Source organism: Streptomyces alanosinicus (assembly GCF_014650595.1).
GTDB lineage: Bacteria > Actinomycetota > Actinomycetes > Streptomycetales > Streptomycetaceae > Streptomyces > Streptomyces alanosinicus.
Map to the genome: position 1 here is coordinate 30893 of NZ_BMVG01000019.1, position 17055 is coordinate 47947.

14 protein-coding genes are annotated in these 17055 nt (G+C 72.2%); 11 read left to right on the plus strand and 3 right to left on the minus strand.

From position 1 onward, the window contains the following. The first annotated feature begins 34 nt into the window (after positions 1 to 34). The 4 genes from IE277_RS29875 to IE277_RS29890 all read left to right on the plus strand — a co-directional run bounded on the left by IE277_RS29875 (position 35) and on the right by IE277_RS29890 (position 2373). Positions 35 to 430, plus strand: a complete 396-nt coding sequence (locus IE277_RS29875) for a YgjP-like metallopeptidase domain-containing protein (protein ID WP_189956821.1) — start codon at positions 35 to 37, stop codon at positions 428 to 430. Between the two features lie 111 nt (positions 431 to 541). Then, positions 542 to 1174 (plus strand): hypothetical protein, encoded by a 633-nt coding sequence (locus IE277_RS29880; RefSeq protein ID WP_189956822.1) that lies wholly within the window; start codon positions 542 to 544, stop codon positions 1172 to 1174. A 97-nt stretch (positions 1175 to 1271) separates the two neighbouring features. Beyond that, the gene (locus IE277_RS29885; protein WP_189956823.1) at positions 1272 to 1475 is read left to right on the plus strand and encodes a hypothetical protein; all 204 of its coding nucleotides are present in this window, start codon (positions 1272 to 1274) and stop codon (positions 1473 to 1475) included. Between the two features lie 208 nt (positions 1476 to 1683). Then, entirely contained in the window at positions 1684 to 2373 is a 690-nt protein-coding gene (locus IE277_RS29890; RefSeq protein WP_189956824.1) for an HAD family hydrolase, read from the plus strand. Between the two features lie 257 nt (positions 2374 to 2630). Here IE277_RS29890 and IE277_RS29895 read toward each other — a convergent pair whose 3' ends face one another. The 3 genes from IE277_RS29895 to IE277_RS29905 form a co-directional block, all read right to left on the minus strand. Beyond that, complete coding sequence (locus IE277_RS29895) at positions 2631 to 3392, minus strand: hypothetical protein (protein WP_189956825.1); 762 nt, start codon at positions 3390 to 3392, stop codon at positions 2631 to 2633. Positions 3393 to 4050: 658 nt separating this feature from the next. Beyond that, a complete protein-coding gene (locus IE277_RS29900; protein ID WP_189956826.1) occupies positions 4051 to 7041 on the minus strand; it encodes an AAA family ATPase in 2991 nt (996 codons plus the stop codon). After that, positions 7038 to 8201, minus strand: a complete 1164-nt coding sequence (locus tag IE277_RS29905; RefSeq protein ID WP_189956827.1) for an exonuclease SbcCD subunit D — start codon at positions 8199 to 8201, stop codon at positions 7038 to 7040. Before IE277_RS29905 ends, IE277_RS29900 begins: the two co-directional genes overlap by 4 nt. A gap of 264 nt (positions 8202 to 8465) precedes the next feature. On the opposite strand from IE277_RS29905, the gene IE277_RS29910 reads away from it, so the two are divergent. The 7 genes from IE277_RS29910 (at position 8466) to IE277_RS29940 (ending at position 16642) form a co-directional block, all read left to right on the plus strand. Beyond that, the gene (locus IE277_RS29910) at positions 8466 to 8864 is read left to right on the plus strand and encodes a hypothetical protein (RefSeq protein ID WP_189956828.1); all 399 of its coding nucleotides are present in this window, start codon (positions 8466 to 8468) and stop codon (positions 8862 to 8864) included. Positions 8865 to 9029: 165 nt separating this feature from the next. After that, positions 9030 to 11369 carry an amino acid adenylation domain-containing protein gene (locus IE277_RS29915; protein ID WP_189956829.1) on the plus strand — a complete coding sequence of 780 codons (2340 nt, stop codon included), beginning with the start codon at positions 9030 to 9032 and terminating at the stop codon, positions 11367 to 11369. A gap of 52 nt (positions 11370 to 11421) precedes the next feature. Further along, positions 11422 to 12930 carry a hypothetical protein gene (locus IE277_RS29920; protein ID WP_189956830.1) on the plus strand — a complete coding sequence of 503 codons (1509 nt, stop codon included), beginning with the start codon at positions 11422 to 11424 and terminating at the stop codon, positions 12928 to 12930. Then, positions 12927 to 14198, plus strand: a complete 1272-nt coding sequence (locus IE277_RS29925) for a PP2C family protein-serine/threonine phosphatase (protein ID WP_229882060.1) — start codon at positions 12927 to 12929, stop codon at positions 14196 to 14198. The genes IE277_RS29920 and IE277_RS29925 overlap by 4 nt, the downstream gene beginning before the upstream one ends. Continuing rightward, positions 14195 to 15442 carry a protein kinase domain-containing protein gene (locus tag IE277_RS29930; protein ID WP_189956831.1) on the plus strand — a complete coding sequence of 416 codons (1248 nt, stop codon included), beginning with the start codon at positions 14195 to 14197 and terminating at the stop codon, positions 15440 to 15442. Before IE277_RS29925 ends, IE277_RS29930 begins: the two co-directional genes overlap by 4 nt. A gap of 55 nt (positions 15443 to 15497) precedes the next feature. Further along, positions 15498 to 16202, plus strand: coding sequence for a vWA domain-containing protein (locus IE277_RS29935; RefSeq protein ID WP_189956832.1), 705 nt, complete (start codon positions 15498 to 15500; stop codon positions 16200 to 16202). Continuing rightward, positions 16199 to 16642, plus strand: coding sequence for a hypothetical protein (locus tag IE277_RS29940; RefSeq protein ID WP_189956833.1), 444 nt, complete (start codon positions 16199 to 16201; stop codon positions 16640 to 16642). The genes IE277_RS29935 and IE277_RS29940 overlap by 4 nt, the downstream gene beginning before the upstream one ends. Positions 16643 to 17055: the final 413 nt, after the last annotated feature.

Sequence of the window (17055 nt, forward strand, 5' to 3'; positions counted from 1 at the left end):
CGCCTCTTCTCCCCCACACCAAGGACACACGATCATGCCCTCCAGCGACCGCACCATACGTGTCGGCACCATCGACGTCACCGTTCGCACCAGCAACAGGACCACGCTCGCCGTCACCGTCACCCGGCGAGGCGGCATCATCGTCCACGGCCCGCACACCACGACCGATCTGGACGCCGCCGCCCTCGTCGAACGGCGCCGCTCATGGATCTACCAGCGCCTCACGCACCTCGCCGAAACCGCACCCGACGACCCGCTCAAGGAACTCGCCCCCGGCTCAGGATTCAACGTTCTCGGCCGACTGCACCGCCTGCGAATCGTCGCCGACAGCGACCAGAACAAGCCACTCACCCAGCTGCGGAACACCCCGACCGGCGGCTGGCTCCACGTCCGACGCAGCACAACACTAAATCCGGACGAAGCACGGTGAACCCTCATCAACTTCTATGCCGAAACCGGCCGCGAATGGCGGGAATTAAACCATCCGCAGTTCGCCACACACATCCCAAACAAGGACCTAACAGTCACCTTCTCGACCCGCATGCACACCACCTGGGCCCGCCACCACCCAAGGCGCGGACTCACCCTGCACTGGGCCACAGCCCAACTCCCGCCCACCCTCCTCCGCGAACTCATCCACCGCACCCTCAACCTCCACACCATCGCCAGCAACCACGACCTCAACAAGGCACTCCGCGCACTCTGGCTCGGCAAACTCACCACCCCCACCAACCCGGACCCCCGAACCCGCCTCACACCAACACGCCAGGACAGCTGCCCTGACTGCTCCGCCTCACCCGGCACACTCCACGCCGACCGATGCGACATCGCACGCTGCGCCTTCACCGGCCTCCAACGCACCCACTGCCATCCCGGCAACACCTGCAACACCGTCTGGACCGGCCAAATACCCGGCGAAGCAGAATGCATCGAATACGGCTTCTACTGCCGCATCGGCCCGGGCGGCTACGAACCATGCAACGCCGATGACGCCGACGCCGCCCCCGACTACAACCGGCTGTACCGCGACTGCCGCTGGGACCCCACCACCCAACGCATGACCTTGCCCTCACCACCCGCTCAGAGCCGCCCCGACGCCCCGCGACGAGGAAGGACACCAGCCGTGACGGCGAGCATTCCGCGCGCCACCGTACTGCGGCCGGACCTTGAATGACGCTCACCGCCGTGCCCGAGGGCGCCGCGCCCGGAGCCAACTCCACCAGCACGGCCGGGCTTACGCACCTCAGTCGGACAGACAAGGAACCCATCCCATGACCGCACCCGACGCCTACAGCAAGGGGGATCGCGTCACCGTCCTCGGCACCGCCGGTACCGGCGCCGACACCATCGGAGCCATCGCCGGACCCGACGCCACCGGAACCATCTCGGGCCCCTTCTACCGGGACCCCTCGACCCTGCCGTGGCCGGGCGGACGGAGTAGCGCATTCACCCCAAAGAGGGCACGTCGTCGGTAAGCTGCCGTAGCCTCACGTTGCTCCGGAGGCCCAGCATTCACTCGAGTTCGCTCATCGTGACGGCGATTCCTGAATCGACCAGCGTGGATCTTGTTCCTCAGTGGATTCGGACATCAAGGGCCTGAGGACGTTGGTGGACTGCTCGGGTCGCAGATCTTGATCGTTTTGGGCTTGCGGCCGGCTCGTCGGCGCCGCCAGGATCGGCTGCATGATCAAGGGTGTGATGTTCGACTTCTCCGGGACCCTCTTCCGGATCGAATCGGCCGCGCAGTGGCTGCGCGCGGTGGCAACGAAGGCTGGTCTGGACGTGCCCGAGGGTGAACTCGACGCGTGCGTCAGCCGGCTGGAAGAGTTCGGCGCTCAGCCCGGAGGGGTTCCTCCGCGCACAGTGCCGCCCCACCTGGAGGCACTGTGGCGGGAGCGCGATCTGACCGCCGAACGACACCGGGCTGCCTTCACAGCCCTTACCCGGGAAGCGAAGCTGCCTGCGGCCGACCTGGCCGAGGCCCTGTATGAACGTTCCCAAGTGTCCGGGGCATGGCTGCCTTATCCCGACACCGAGGAAACCCTCCGCGCCCTACGCGCGCGAGGCATCCCGGTCGCTGTCGTCAGCAACATCGGCTGGGACATGCGCCCTGTCTTCCGCGACCACGGTGTCGATGCCCTCGTGGACGCCTACTTCCTCTCCTTCGAGCGCGGTGTGAAGAAGCCCGATCCCCGGATCTTCCAGATGGCGTGCGACAAGCTCGGAGTGGCACCCGGCGATGCACTCATGGTGGGAGACGAGCCTGTTGCGGACGTCGGCGCTGCCACGCTGGGGTGCCGGGTCCACCTAGTCGAACCGTTGCCCGTCGACCAGCGACCCGGCGCGCTGGCCGAGGTGCTCCAGCTCCTCTGACGCGGCCCGACCGGGGCGACTTTCGACGCGATGTTGAGGGCCCGGGGACCGAACACCGTCCAGTCCTCGGGCTCGATACCGCGCAAACGTACCCGCTTACCAGTCCAGAACGAAGTCATCCCCTATCCGATCACGCCGCAAGATGCGATGCGCGGGCCCTCCTGACCCTGGCCTGAGCTGTCTTGTCGTACCAGTGGAGCCAGATCAACTTGGTACGTAGCCCCGAAACCCTGGTGCGCTGGTGCCCAAAGAAGTGCTTACAAACATCCGGAGCGACCGCGTGTCTTTGGCGAGATGAAACGGTCGCTCCGGGACCACAAGCCGGCGAGCTGCGGCTGTATGGCGGTCCACCTGCGGTGTCCGGTGCGCGGTCGCAGGGTCCAATTCCGACCGTTGGAAACGCCGTGCCGCTCATACCAAACGGTGTTCATGCCGTACATGAGCATGGTCAGGCCGTTGCCGTTGAACAGGGTCAGGTAGCCGAGGTTGTACTGACCGAGCAAGCCGTCCACGAAGTGGCCCACGTCGTCCACGCCGTCGCCCGGGAGGTTGCGGTTGCGCACGAAGGGGTCGGGACACATGAAGACCGGCAGGCGCCCGTAGCCCTCCCAATCGACCATCGGGTAGTCGATGGCCTGAGCAACCCAGCCGATCCGGTCCTTTCTGCTCGCGTCCGCGACATGCGAGTCCCAGGACTTGAACTCAACGCCGAGCGCCACCTGCGGGTTCTTCCAAACCTGCGCGTCGCGCGGCCTGAGCACTGCGTCGATCCGGCACGGGCGTCCGGTGGGGTGCCTTCCGGGTACCTCGCGCTGAATGTGAAACCAGGGAGCCAGCCGACGTAGTACGGCCTTGGCCAGCGCGGCTTCATCGGCGAAGCCCGCCAGGGGCACCTGCTCACCAGCGAGCGGGTAGCCGACGGGCGGTCCGAAAGGGGAGGGCTCCCCTGCGAGCGGTTGGAACGAAGCAGCTGCCCGCTGGAGAAGTATGGCCGTCTCCTCGCTGGTGTCCGTGGTCACTGAAGGGTCCTCCCACGTCGTTACGGTCCGGCAGGCCAGGCTGCGGAAAGACGGCTCCAACATGAAGTACATGAAGTAAGGGGTGCCCCCGCCAGTTGCAGCCTGTGGGCGCAGCAAACCTAGTCAACTACCCATCGTTCGACGGCGTTTGGCACCCGGCTGGAGCCCTAATGTGATCGTGGAGCCTGCTTCGCGTCCGCTCTGGGAGACGGGCAGACTTGGCTGCCGCCTCATTGACAGTTCCGCCACGCTGTCCCCCAGCAGTCTCCTGCGCCAAGGCAGATGGCGAGCATGGCTACGCCGTCCTACTGACACCCAGGTCGTCTCGGTCTCGCAGAGGTTGGTCTGGCTCAAGGCCCTCTCGCTCGTCCAGCACGACAACCGCCTCCTCTTGACCACGATGGGTCGACGATGCAACATCCGCCCAGACATCGCGAACTCAAAGCGGCAGTCAACCGAATCCTCCACCATTCGCCACCTGCGGCTGCGGACACGCCCCAGGCCCGGCTCGCGTGACGTGCTAGTCCCGGGGGATGCCCGGGGGACAGGCGGGGGACAGAAGGCCAAGGACGATCAAGGGAGGAGACGGAAAGACAGGGAACAAATCCGTCCAGACCGGCGGCAATGTGTCGACCGTCAGGCGCCACTTCACGAGCCATCAGACCCCCCGCTGCCGCAGCGTAGACCCCCCTCTCCCCTTCACCACCTCCAGCTGCGCGTGGATCCTTCGCCGCAGGTCAGGGACGTGGCTGACGATGCCCACGCTCCGGTCCCGCTCCCGGAGGGAGTCGAGGACGTCCAACACCTCGTCGAGGGTCTGGTCGTCGAGGCTGCCGAAGCCCTCGTCGATGAAGAGGGTGTCGAGGCGGACGCCGCCGGCCTCGTCGGTGACGACGTCCGCGAGGCCGAGCGCGAGGGCGAGGGAGGCGAAGAAGGTCTCGCCGCCGGACAGCGTCGCGGTGTCGCGTGCGCGGCCGGTCCAGGCGTCGACCACATGCAGCCCGAGCCCGCTGCGGCCGCGGCCGGTGCGGTCGTCGGAGTGGACGAGGGTGTAGCGGCCCGAGGACATGCGCTGCAGCCGGGCGGTCGCGGCGGCGGCGACCTGCTCCAGCCGGGCCGCGAGTACATACGACTCCAGGCGCATCTTGCGTTCGTTGTCGGCGGAGGTGCCCGCGGTGAGGGCGGCGAGGCGGGCGACCCGGTCGTGCTCCTCACGCAGCGGGGCCAGGCGGCGTACGGCCTCGGTGGCGTGCGCGGAGAGGCGGTCCAGTTCGGCGCAGCTGCGGGCGGCGGCGTCCCGGGCGGAGGCCGCCGCCCGCAGCCGGTGTTCGTCCCTTGTCGCCCTGTGCTCGGCCGCGGCCGGGTCGGCTGCCGGGCGCTGGGCCGCGGCCGCGGTGTCGGCCTCCGCGAGCATCGCGCGTACGGCGGCCTCCTCCGTCTGCCAGGCGTCCAGGCGCTGCTGCAGCTCTCGGTGGGCCGCGGCGTCCAGGAGGGCGGCGGCCGCGGCCTGCGGAGTGTCGAAGCCGGCGCGGTAGGCGGCGTCGGCGAGGCGGGCGTCGGCGTCCTTCAGCCGCTGGGCGGCGTCCTCGGCGGTGCGTGCGGCGTCGGCGGCGTCGGTCAGCAGCGTGACCTGCCGTTCCAGCTGTGCGGCCCGCGCGGCGACGCTGCCGGAGCCGCCGCGCGCCATGGCCAACTCGCCTTCCAACTGGGCCTGTTCACGCTCCAGGGTCTCGCGCCGGGTGAGCCGGGAGGCGGTCCGCACGGCGGCCTGCTGGCGGTCGGCGAGGCGCTGCTCGCGTTCGTGCTCGGCGCGTCGCAGCTCCTCGTGGGCGGCGTGCAGGGCGGAGGCGTCGCGCCGGGCGCGGGCGTACTCCTGCTCCGACTCGGCCGCTGTCGCTTCGAGTTCGGCGGTGGGTGTGTCGCCGGCCTCGGCGGTGGCGGCGGCCAGGGCCTCGCGGACGACGCCGAGCCGCCGCGCGTCCTCGGCGCGCCGCTCCTCGGCGTGCTGGTGGGCGGCGAGGGCGCGGTCCTCGGTCGCACGGTCGACGTGCCCGGCGACCTTGCGGGCCGGTGCGGGGTGTTCGGTGGCTCCGCAGACGCTGCAGGGCTCGCCCTCGGTGAGGTGGCCGGCCAGCTCGGCGGCGATGCCGTTCAGGCGCTGTTCCTTGAGGTCGAGCCAGTGGGCGCGGGCGTCGAGGGCGCGCTGCTCGGAGGCGAGCGCCAGGCGCTGCGCGTCCCGCAGGTCCGCGGCGAGCGCGTCGCGGGTGCGGGCCGCGCCCAGCCGCCTGCGCAGGGGGTCGCGCTGGACGGCGAGCTGCTCGGCGCGGGTGGCGGCCTCCTGGGCGGCGTCGACGCGGGACTGCAGGGCGGCGCGGGTGGCGTCCCAGGCGGCGAGCCAGGTCTCGGCCTCGCGGAGTACGTCCTCGTCGGCGCGCTCCTGGCGGTCGAGCCCGGTCCGCTCCTCGGCCAGGGCACGGAGCCGCTGCTCGGCGCGGCGGGCCGCGTCCAGGCCGCCCAGTTCCCCGGCGGCCCGGCGGGCGGCGGAAGCGAGTCCGGCGGCACCTGCGTCGGCGTAGGAGTCGGGGAGCATGCCCCGCGCGTGTGCCTCGGCCCGGCCGGCCCGGCGGTGCTCCGCCTCGGCGGCCTCCCGCAGCTCCAGCGCGGGCAGGGCGGCCTCCGCCTTGCGGGCCCGCTCCATCCGCTGCCGGTCCTGCTGATGGGCACCCGCCCGCTCCTGGAGCCGCTCGGCGCGCTGCCGGGCCTCGGCGGACCGGCGCTGCAGCCGGGCGAGTTCGCGTACGTCCTCCAGGGCGCGCCGGGTCCCGGCATGGGCGGACTCGGCGGCGGTGAGGCGGCAGTGGGCGACGGTGAGGTGTTCGCGGGCGGTGGCGCGGGCGACGGCGGCGGCGCCGAGGACGGCGGCCGCCAGGCCGGGATCGCCGGGGGCCAGCTGGGGCAGCTCCATGGCCTCGCCGGCCTCCTGCTGCATGCGGTGGGCGTCGGCGAGCAGCGCCGTGTCGCCTTCCCGCACGCGTGCCTCGGTGGCGCGGCGGCGTTCGGCGAGGCGCTTTTCGACGTCGGCGAACCGCCGGGTGTCGAAGAGACGGCCCAGCAGCCGGCCGCGGGCCTCGGCGTCGGCTCGTAGAAAGCGGGCGAAGTCACCCTGGGGCAACAGCACGACCTGGCAGAACTGCTCACGGCTCATGCCGAGCAGTTGGGTGATCTCCTCGCCGATCTCCTGGTGGGAGCGGCTGCGGTCCTTCCAGGCACCGGCCGTGGCGTCGTACTCGCGCAGCCAGGTCTGGGCCTTGTCCACGGTGGTGCCCGTGCCGCGCAGTTTGGGCCGCTCCCAGGGCGGCTGCCGGGTGATCTCCAGGCGGCGCCCGGCGACGGTGAGGTCGAGGCGGATCTCGGTGCGGGTGCGCGGCTCGGCGTGGTCGCTGCGCAGGTTCATGCCCTGGCCGCTCTGCCGGGCGCCGGGGGCGGTGCCGTACAGGGCGTAGCAGACGGCGTCCAGGACGGAGGTCTTGCCGGCGCCGGTGGGGCCGTGCAGCAGGAAGAGACCGGCGGCGGACAGGGCGTCGAAGTCGACGCTGCGGGAGCCGCCGAAGGGTCCGAAGGCGGTGATGTCGAGCCGGTGCAGCCTCATCGGGCCACCTCGCCCGCGGCGTCGTCGGCGCGTACGGCGTCGAACGCCTCGCGCAGGACGGCCCGCTCGCGGTCGCCGGGGACGGCGCCGCGCACATGGGCGACGAAGTCCTCGGCGATCTGCTGGTCGCTGCGGCCCGCGAGGCGCCGGGCGTACGACGCCGAGGGGTCGTCCGGGGTGCGCTCGGGGGCGAAGACGAGGCTGAGGGTGTGCGGGAAGCGCTCGGTGAGCCGGGCCATGGGGTCGGCGGGGCGGACCGGGTCGGTGAGGGTGGCCTCGATCCAGGCGTCCTCGTGCCGGGCGAGGTCCGGGTCGGCGAGGAGGCCCTCCAGCCTGCCCCTGATGCGGGCGAGCGGGTGGGGCACCGGGCAGTCGAGGCGCTCGGCGGTGACGGAGCCGTCGGCGCCGAGGTCGATCAGCCACATGCTCTTGCGGTGGTCGGCCTCGGAGAAGGAGTAGGCGAGCGGGGAGCCGGAGTAGCGGACGCGCTCGGTGAGGCTCTGGCAGCCGTGCAGATGGCCGAGCGCCGCATAGTCGACCCCGTCGAAGACCCCGGCGGGTACGGAGGCGACCCCGCCGACGGTGATGTCCCGCTCGCTGTCGCTGGCCCGGCCGCCGGTGACGAAGGCGTGGGCGAGGACGACCGAGCGGGTGCCGGGCGCGCGGGTGGCGAGGTCGGCGCGGACGCGGTCCATGGCGGCGCCGAGCACGGCCTCGTGGCCGGCCTCGTCGACCGCGAACTCGTCCTTCACCAGCGCCGGTTCGAGATACGGCAGGCCGTAGAAGGCGACGGCGCCGTGGGCGTCGGCCAGCAGGACCGGGGTGCCGGCGGAGGCGGGTTCGGTGCGCAGGTGGATGCCGGCGCGGTCGATGAGTCCGGCGCCGACGCCGAGCCGGCGGGCGGAGTCGTGGTTGCCCGAGATCATCACCGTGGGCACGCCGAGGTCCGCGAGGCGGTGCAGGGCGTCGTCGAACAGCTCGACCGCGGCGAGCGGGGGGACCGCGCGGTCGTACACATCGCCCGACACGACCACCGCGTCCACCGCGCGCTCGCGCACGGTGGTGACGAGGTGACCGATGAACTCGGCCTGGGCCCCGAGCATGCTCACCCGGTGGAAGGCCCGGCCGAGATGCCAGTCGGACGTGTGCAGGAGTCTCATGATGCCCGAGACTAACGGCCGGGTCTGACATCGCGGACGGTTGTTCCCGTAGCGGCGACTGTGTTCCCGTAGCGGCGAATGTCCCGTAGCGGAGAACACTGCGGCCCCGGTAGCCGCTTGCGGCGAGGGCCGACGAACGGTCGGATCGCTCAGCGACGGATCAGGTTCGGCTAATTTCAGCCAATGTGAGAAGAAGCACTCCGGCGCCGCTCGATCTCGCCTAGATTGACTGCCCTGTTCGGGGCGGGATTTCGGGGGAACGCGATGGATCCGGTGACGGCCGTGGCAGCGGCGGGCGTGGCGCTTGTGGTCAAGGGAGCGCTGGAGACGGCAGGGCAGGAGGCCGGCCGCTCGGGCTGGGCCGGCGGTGCCCGCCTGCTCGAACGGATCCGCGCGCGGTTCCGGGGCAATGCGGACGCGGAGAACGCCCTGGACCGGCTCACCGGCTCCCCGGACGACGAGACCGCGCAGCAAGCCCTTGAGCGGCAGCTCGCCGCCCACATGCTGCTCGACCCGGACTTCGAGGCGGAGATCCGCCGGTTCGTCGACGAGGCCGTCGCCGCGCAGGGCCGGTCCGGTGCCCAGATCAGCGCCGCGCTCATCAAGAACGCCCAGGTGTTCAACGGCAAGGTCGACGTACAGGGGAACTGGACGACGTCGTAACGCCACCCCTGCCGCCGGACGGGCCGGACGCCCGTCGCGCGGCCGCGTATCCGTCTTCTCTCTCCCCCACGTGGCCCCGAGCACGCGCGCGCGAGGCGTCCGCCCTGTGCACGACGGCCACCGCACCGCCCGCACCGCTGATTCGAAAGCCGAAGAAACCCGATCATGAGCGAGGCCAGCGTTTCCGCAAGCCCCCGGTCCTTAGCCGGCGCCGCCGACCGCCCGGGCGATCCGCCCCCGCACAAGGAAGGGGAACCCGCCGAACCGGGCTCCGGCGCGGAGGCGGGTAAGGCGGAGTCCGCGAAGGACCCCACGGCGCACACCGAGCCCCCGCGCGGGGACGTCGAGGAGCACGACGGCCCGGTCAGCGAGAAGGACGCTCTGCGCTCCCTGGCCGAAGGCAGTCGACGTGACGACGCCGAGCGGTCCGAGGCACTGCGCGCCGGGGCCATCGCCGACGAGATCGCCCGGCGGCTGAACGCCGACACCTCCGGGACCCGCATCGGCACGCTCGCGCTGTTCAACGCGGACGTGAGCTTCGGCGGCGGCTTCCACACCGGCGGTGCCCGACCCGGCGGACCGCGGCCGGGGGGCGTGTCCGTGCTCGCCATGGCCGCCGCCGACATCGCCGACCACACCGAGCTGTTCGTCGCGCCCGAGAGCTACGGCGAGGCTCTGGACGCCCTGTGCGAGCAGCGGGTGCTGGTGCTCACCGCCGCGCCGGGCAGCGGCCGGGAGGCCGTCGCCGTGAACCTGCTGGGGGAGGCACTGGCCATGGAGGGCGGCGGTGCGGGCTGCCACCTGCTGCTGCGACCCGCGGCCGTGCTGGAGGCGGACTGGGAACCACCGGTGAAGAACTCCGGCTATCTGGCGGCACTCGACGACGGGCCGGGCGCCGACTCCACGGTCACCTCCGCCTTTTCCGGAGGGCACGCCCCCGGCACGGTCCAGTGGGCCGCGATCGTCGCCGCGCTGCGCGCCTCGGGCTGCTTCCTGATCCTGACCGGCGGTCACGACCTGGATGTCCTCGCGGCCGGAACGGGCGGCGACCAGGTGGCCCGGCACGCGCTCGTCCCGGTCGACCCCGTGGCCATCGTGGAACGGCGGGTGCTCGGCCACGGCGGCACCCCGGACGCGTACGCCGATCTGCACGGGCTGCTGGAGCGCACCGGTGCCGCGACGGCGCTCCGGGAGCAGCCGACGGCCCGCAGCGCCGCCCGGCTCGCCTCCGTGATCCGCGCGGACGGCGATGTGACGGCCGAGGTGGCCCGGCTGCGCGATCCGAGCGAGCAGGTGCGGGACTGGTTCAACCGGTACCGCGCACCGGACGCGGTGGCCTTCGCGCTGGCGGCCGCCGTGCTCGAGGAGTGCGGCTACCTCACCGTCGCGGATGCCGCGGTGCAGCTGCGGCGGGCCCTGGTCGCACCGGAAGCCGCCCCGCCCGACCTCCGGTTCGGGGACCGGCTCGGCCACGAGCAGCAGTGGATCCGGCTGGACGCGCCCGCCGAGGGCGGCTTCGCCCCGCCCCGCGTCCGGTTCCGCAACGCGCTGCTCAGCCAGGCCATCATGGCCTACGCCTGGAACCTGCTGGACGGACGTCGCGACGCCGTGCTCGGCTGGCTGCGCGGCCTGCTGAACCACCGTGACCTGCAGGTGCGGGCCCGAGCCGCGGTCGCGGCCGGCGTGCTGGCACGGACCGATCCGCAGTACGCGGTGCACCGGTTCCTCACGACCTGGGCGGGCAGCACTTCCTGGCCGCTGCGGCAGGCCGCCGCCACCGCCCTCGGTGTGGCGGGCAGCCACCCGGAGACGGCGGACGCGGTCTGGGAACTGCTGCACCAGTGGGCGCGCGGCGACGCCTCCGCCCACCAGCGCCGGCTGGCCGGCACGGCGGCGAACGCGGTGGGCGGGCTGCTCGGCCGTGCCGCCCCGGACCGGGCCGTGGCCGTCCTGCGCGGCGCGCTGGACCGGGAGGACGACTGGGGCACCCTGCCGTCGGTGGCCTGGGGCGGCATCCACCTGATCCACCAGGGACAGACCACGGCGGTCCTGGAGGCCTACCTGGACTGGTCCGCACCGCAGGACCTGTCCCCCATGGTCGTCAAGTCGCTGTCGGCGTTCGTGTTCGCTGTGTCCCAGCCGTACGAGAAGCCGGTCATCGACACCCCCGATGACCGCGGCCACACACGGGTGCCCGGCGTGCCCGTCCTGCTCAGCGACCTGCCTCGGTACCACGACCGGCTCACCGAGCTGTGGGTGCGCGCCCTGGCCCGCCGGCCGGTGCAGGACTCCGCGCTGGAAGCCCTGCACGCGTGGATCGACGACTACGCCGACAAGACCCCGGGCTCCCTGCACGCCATCGGCGCGCTGCTCAGCTCTGTCGCCCGCCGGCCGGGACAGCACGGCGAGCGGCTCACCTGGTGGCTGGAGAAGTGGGCCCACGACCGGGACAAGCCCTCGGCGGGCTCCGCCCGGCTGCTCCGCACACTCGACCGCGCCCGGTGACGGCCACCGCGCAGACGCCGCCCGCGACAGCGCCCGAAGGAGAGGGTGAGACATGCAGGAAGAGACCTACGACCCGGTCCTGAGCTGCGACGACGTGCCCAAGTGGCGGCTGGTGAACCCGCTGCGGCCGCCGGCTCCGGGCCGGGCCCTGGTCCTCGTCCGGGACAGCGGCCCCTCGCTGACGATCCGCAGCGGCGAGGAGATCCCCTCGGCGCGCTTCGGGTCGTACCGTGCCGTGTTCACCGTCGACATGACGGAACACCGGCTGATCCTGGACATCCCGCTGCTCAGTCGCGACCCCACGTTCTCGTTCCGCAGCCGGGTGGACCTCGTGTGCCGGGTCGCCGACCCCGCCCAGGCGGTCGCGCGCGGCATCCGCGACATGAGCGGCGCGCTCTACGGCTATCTGCGCAAGCGGCTGCAGTCGGTCGCCCGGGACTACGACATCGCCGAGTTCCATGAGACGGAGACGGCGCTCAACTCCGGGCTGGCCGGGTTCAGCGGCGACGACGCTGTCCGGCTGCGCAGCATCCAGATCGAACTCCTCGTCGACGAGGAGGAGATCGCCACCAGCGGGCGCGCGTACCGGGACGTCGTGCGCGAGACCCGGCTGGAGGGCATGCGCCGCAGACGGCACTTGGACATGATCCGCGAGGAGGGCGTCGACGGTCTGATCGCCGAGATCATGGAGAAGGAGGGCCCGCGCGCCGCCCTCGCCTGGATCGAGAAGGGCGAGGCGGAGAAACGGGAGGTCCGGCGCGAGGTCATGCGCATGGTCCTGGAGCGCGGCGACGCGGACCGGGAACCCTTCGAACAGGCCAAGCTGGAACGCGCCGTGCTGGAGGAGGTGCTACGGGACGGCGACGGCCTGTTCGATACGGCCGCCCGGCGCGGGCGGCTGAGCGGCAGCCTCGCCCGCGCCTTGGAGCCCGGTGCCGACGACCGTGCCGCCGGGCGTGACGAGCACCGGGGCGGGCACGGCGGGGAACGCGAGCCGCTCAAGGGTGAGGTGCTGCGGGACCGGTACGACGACGGCGACCGGGGCGCCGGCGGTGCCCGTCCGCGGGAGGAGAGCGCGTCCGGCTCGCGGCTGTCCGGCACCGGCGGCCGCCGTCCCCATCGGGAGAGACCCGCGGGACCGCCCGAGGACGAGCCGCTGCCCGGCACCGGGGGCGGTCGGGTGGCCGACGACCGCCATGCGGGGGCGGACCGCCGGGACGAGCGCCGTGCGGACCGTGGCGCGCCGGCTGATGATCACGACGACCGCCGTACGGAACGCGGTACGGCAGCCGACCACCGCGACGGTCCCCGCGTCGGCCGCGGCGCAGCAGCGGATCACCACGCCGAGCGATCCGCCGACCGCGCCACGGCGGACCGGCCCGGTGTCCGCGGCACCGGAGGCGGAGCGGGCGGCACCGGAGGCGGAGCGGGCGGCGACCGCGCCGACGACGGTACGGCCGAGCGCCGTACGGACGGCGCCGCCCCCAGGGTGAGCCGCGTACGCGGGACCGCCAAGAGGCACCGCCCAGACACGTCCGACAGCAACGGGGAGCGCCGATGAGCGGGCACCAGGAGCACACGGCACAGCCTCCGGCCCCGGTCGGGGCGCCGACGGGGTACGTCCCGCCCGGGCAGGGGTCACGAGCCACCGCCCAGCCGTACCCGGCGTCCGCGTGCGCGTTGTCCCCGGCCGTCGCCGCGCCGCCGGACGGCGCGCGGCCCGGACCGGGCGGCCGACCGGTGCCCCAGCGGATCTGGTGCGTGGACCACGACCGGATGGGACTGCTCGCGATGTCCGTGTGGACCGAGCGGGTGCCGGGGCGCGGCGAGGACGCGGAGCCGTTCGTCGCCCACCACATGGACAGTGGCCAGGGCATGCTCGCGGTCTTCGACGGGTCGGGCGGGGCCGGCGCGGCTCCCGTCTGGCAGGCGTCCGACGGGGAGAGCCGTACCGGCGCCTGGGTGGGCGCGCGGGTGGCCCGGCTGGCCGCCGACCACTGGTTCCACGATGTCGCGGCGGAGGGCGAACCGGCCACGCCGGAGACCCTGTGCAGCTATCTGCAGTTCTTCCTCGGCAGGGCACCGCAGCGCCGGAGCAAGATCAGCGGCACCATGCGCCGCCAGCTGCCCACCACCCTGGCGGCCGTGCACTACCGCCTGGTGTGCCCTCAGGCCGAGCCGCAGCTGGAGCTGCAACCGCTGTGGGCCGGTGACTCGCGCGCCTACGTGCTGCGTCCCGGCACCGGGCTGCAGGTGCTCACCCGCGACCACACCCGGGAGAGCGACGCCCTGGAACTACTGCGCACGGACCCACCGATGACCAATCTGGTGTGCGCGGACCGGGACTTCGAGATCGACGGCCAGCGGCTGATCCATTCGCTCCCGTGTGTACTGGTGACGGCGACCGACGGATTCTTCGGCTATGTACACACCCCGGCCGACTTCGAGACCCTGCTGCTGAGCACCCTGCAGGACGCCGCCACGGTCGAGGAGTGGGCCGACCTCATCCGCCGGGCGGTACAGGCCTGCACCGCGGACGACGCCTCGCTCGCCCTCGTGGCACTCGGCTACGGCGGCTTCAAGGATCTGCGCGGGCAGTTCGCCGCACGTCTGGAGGAGCTGACCGACCGCTATGTCCGCACCCGGCCACGTGGCCTGGACCGTCTCCCCTCCGCCGCCGGCGGCGGGCCGGGGTCCGGCGCTTCGGCCGCGTCGGAGGATCTCGCGGATCTGCCGGCCCGGGTCCGCAGCTGGCAGGACAGCACCTGGCACGCCTACCGCCCCGGCTACGAGACCCATCTGCCTCCGGCACTCGAGGAGTACGCATGAAACAGGGCGATGTCATCGGGGGCTACCGCATCATCAGCGAGCCCACGAACGCCAACGGCGGTAAATGCATATGGGCGTTCGGCGAGAAAGGGGGGCACCAGTACTTCGTCAAGCGGTTCCTGGAGCCCAAGCGGCCCCGTGACGACGCGGCGGACTCGCCGAGCGTACGGATCCGGCGCCAGCTGGCCCGCGAGTTCGAGGACCGGCACCGCACGATCATGGATCGGCTGCGCCCGGACGCACGCGGCGGCGGCAATCTGGTGCTGGCCACCGACTTCTTCCACGAGGGCAGCACCTACTACAAGGTCACCGAGCGGATCGACACCACCAGCCTGGAGAAGCCGCAGGCTCTGGAGCCTCGCAACAAGACGGTGCTGCTCAAGACGCTGGGCAACAGTCTGAAGCAGCTGCACGACATCGACGTCGTGCACGGCGACCTCAAACCGCTGAACGTCCTGGTGCAGAAGCGGGACGGCGCCGCGTTCCACACGGCGAAGCTGATCGACTTCGACGACTCCTACGTCTCGGGGAAGCCGCCGGAGCCCGACGACATCGCGGGCGACTCGGTCTACGGCGCCCCGGAGTGGCGCCGCTACATGCAACGCGACGACTCGGTCGGCCCCCAGCACCTGACCTGCGCGGTGGACGTCTTCGCGCTCGGACTGATGACCCATCTGTATCTGACGGGCGAACTGCCGCACCACGACAGCCGGTACGGCTCGCCGGCCGACGCGGTCAACGCGGGTGACAGCCTCGACCTGGACACCCGGCTGTCGGACGAGATCCTGGGCCTGCTGCGTGCCATGACCGCTCGTGCCCCGGGCAGCCGCCCGCGGATCGCGACGTTCCTCAAGGCGCTGTCCGACCCGAAGGTGTGCACCCTGCAGCATCGCCGACCGGGGACCGGCAAGGCCAAGCCCGCCGCGGGCCCGCCGACTTCGGCGCCGGGATCCGCGAAGCCCTCCGGTCCGGGCGCGCGCACCAGCCGGATCAAGGCCAAGAACCTGACCTCGGCATCGGGTCCCCGTCCCAAGACGCCCCCGCCGGAGCGGCCCCGCACACCCACCGAAGCCGACAGACCCGCGACGCCCGCGGCCCCTGCGACGCCCTCGACCCCTGTGGCTCCCGCGACTCCCGCGTCGCCGGCGCCGCCCCCCTCGCCGGCCGGCGACGCCCCGGCGGAACGCACCTCCCGCGTGCGCATCAACCTCGGCGACCGGCGCCCACGCCCTGGCTCGTCCTGACCCCGGTTCCACCGGCGAACGACGCACCCCGCCCGTACCACCCAGGAGACTCCGTATGAGCAACATCGAGCAGTACCAGGGGAATCTGCAGTACGCAGTCGACATCGTGCTGTGCATCGACGCGACGGGCAGCATGTTCCCCGTGCTCGACAACGTGAAGTCGAGTGCGCTGCAGTTCCACGACCGGCTCAACGACGTGATGGCGAAGAAGGGCAAGGCGATCAGCCAGCTGCGGCTGAAGGTGATCGCCTTCCGCGACTTCGGGGACGACTACTCGAACGCCATCCAGCAGACGGGCTTCCTCCACCTGCCCGAACAGGCCCGGAGCTTCGAGGAGTTCGTGCGCGGCATCGACGCCACGGGCGGCGGCGACATCCCCGAGTCGGGTCTGGAGGCGCTCGCACTGGCCGTCAACTCGCCCTGGGAGCAGGGCCTCGACCGCAGGCGTCATGTCATCGTGATGTTCACCGACGCCCCGGCGCATGCGCTGGGCAAGCACGCCTCCGCGCAGTCGTATCCGGCAGGCATCCCGGGCAGCCTGGACGAGCTGTTCGAGCAGTGGGGATACGCACGCAGCCAGACCGCGGTGATGGAGCAGTCGGCGAAGCGGCTGGTGCTGTTCGCACCGGACCAGGCGCCGTGGTCCGATCCGATCGCCGAGGAGTGGGACCTGACCCTGCACTTCGCGTCCAAGGCCGGCCAGGGACTGGAGGAGTTCGAGATGGACGAGATCATCGAGACGATCGCGAACAGCCTGTGAAACTCGACCTGCCTGACTTCGAGCTGAACTGCGACGAAGCGGGCCGCCTGACCTTCTTCTGGCACCGTTACGGCAAGGTCAGTTCGCACGTGGGCAACTGCTCCCAGCTGCGGTTGCTGCCACAGGGCTCGGACGGGCTGTCCCAGTGGGTCTTCCATCTGCGTTTCCCCGAGGGGCCGACACCCGGATTCGTGATGGTCCGGGTGGACGTCCCCGCGGACCGGCAGGAGGAAGTGCAGGTCTTCACCGACCTGCTGCGACGGTGCTTCAGCATCCCTGAGATCCCCGAGGTGCCCGAGCCCGCGACCGACACCGCCGAGGAGTCCGGGCTGCAGCGGGTGCCGCTCGACACCGCGGAGTGGCTGGCCGCGCCCGCCTCCAGCGCGTCCGAGGAGCTGTTCGCCACGGTGACGGCCCGCGTCGACGGCGCCACGGGCTGACCGCACGGCCGGATGAACACGAGCGAGAAGGGGGCAGCACGACGTGGCGGCATCGGCCAACTGGCGTTGCGCGGACTGCGACACGTTCAACGCGCCCGCGGAGACGTCCTGTACGACCTGCCGCGAACCCCGGCGTGACACAACGCCGCCGCCGAGCAGGTCCGGGCCGAGGCCGGGGTCGAGGCCGGGGCCGAAGTCTGCCGCGACGCCGGGGCCGGCTTCCGGCGCGAAGCCGAGGCCGGAGCCGGGCGCGAAGCCCGCTGCGAGGAAGGCGGGGGCCGGCGGAGGTGCCGCACGCCCCGCCGCCAAGCGGCCCGGCGGGGCCGGACGCCCGCCGGGCCCTTGGCGCTGCTCCGACTGCGACACGAACAACGCGCGTACCGACCTGTCGTGTCTCGGGTGCGGTACGCCCT

Coding starts and splice junctions, on each gene's coding strand:
- IE277_RS29875 (WP_189956821.1), top strand. CDS start 35: ATGCCCTCCAGCGACCGCACCATACGTGTCGGCACCATCGACGTCACC.
- IE277_RS29880 (WP_189956822.1), top strand. CDS start 542: ATGCACACCACCTGGGCCCGCCACCACCCAAGGCGCGGACTCACCCTG.
- IE277_RS29885 (WP_189956823.1), top strand. CDS start 1,272: ATGACCGCACCCGACGCCTACAGCAAGGGGGATCGCGTCACCGTCCTC.
- IE277_RS29890 (WP_189956824.1), top strand. CDS start 1,684: ATGATCAAGGGTGTGATGTTCGACTTCTCCGGGACCCTCTTCCGGATC.
- IE277_RS29900 (WP_189956826.1), bottom strand. CDS start 7,041: ATGAGGCTGCACCGGCTCGACATCACCGCCTTCGGACCCTTCGGCGGC.
- IE277_RS29905 (WP_189956827.1), bottom strand. CDS start 8,201: ATGAGACTCCTGCACACGTCCGACTGGCATCTCGGCCGGGCCTTCCAC.
- IE277_RS29910 (WP_189956828.1), top strand. CDS start 8,466: ATGGATCCGGTGACGGCCGTGGCAGCGGCGGGCGTGGCGCTTGTGGTC.
- IE277_RS29915 (WP_189956829.1), top strand. CDS start 9,030: ATGAGCGAGGCCAGCGTTTCCGCAAGCCCCCGGTCCTTAGCCGGCGCC.
- IE277_RS29920 (WP_189956830.1), top strand. CDS start 11,422: ATGCAGGAAGAGACCTACGACCCGGTCCTGAGCTGCGACGACGTGCCC.
- IE277_RS29925 (WP_229882060.1), top strand. CDS start 12,927: ATGAGCGGGCACCAGGAGCACACGGCACAGCCTCCGGCCCCGGTCGGG.
- IE277_RS29930 (WP_189956831.1), top strand. CDS start 14,195: ATGAAACAGGGCGATGTCATCGGGGGCTACCGCATCATCAGCGAGCCC.
- IE277_RS29935 (WP_189956832.1), top strand. CDS start 15,498: ATGAGCAACATCGAGCAGTACCAGGGGAATCTGCAGTACGCAGTCGAC.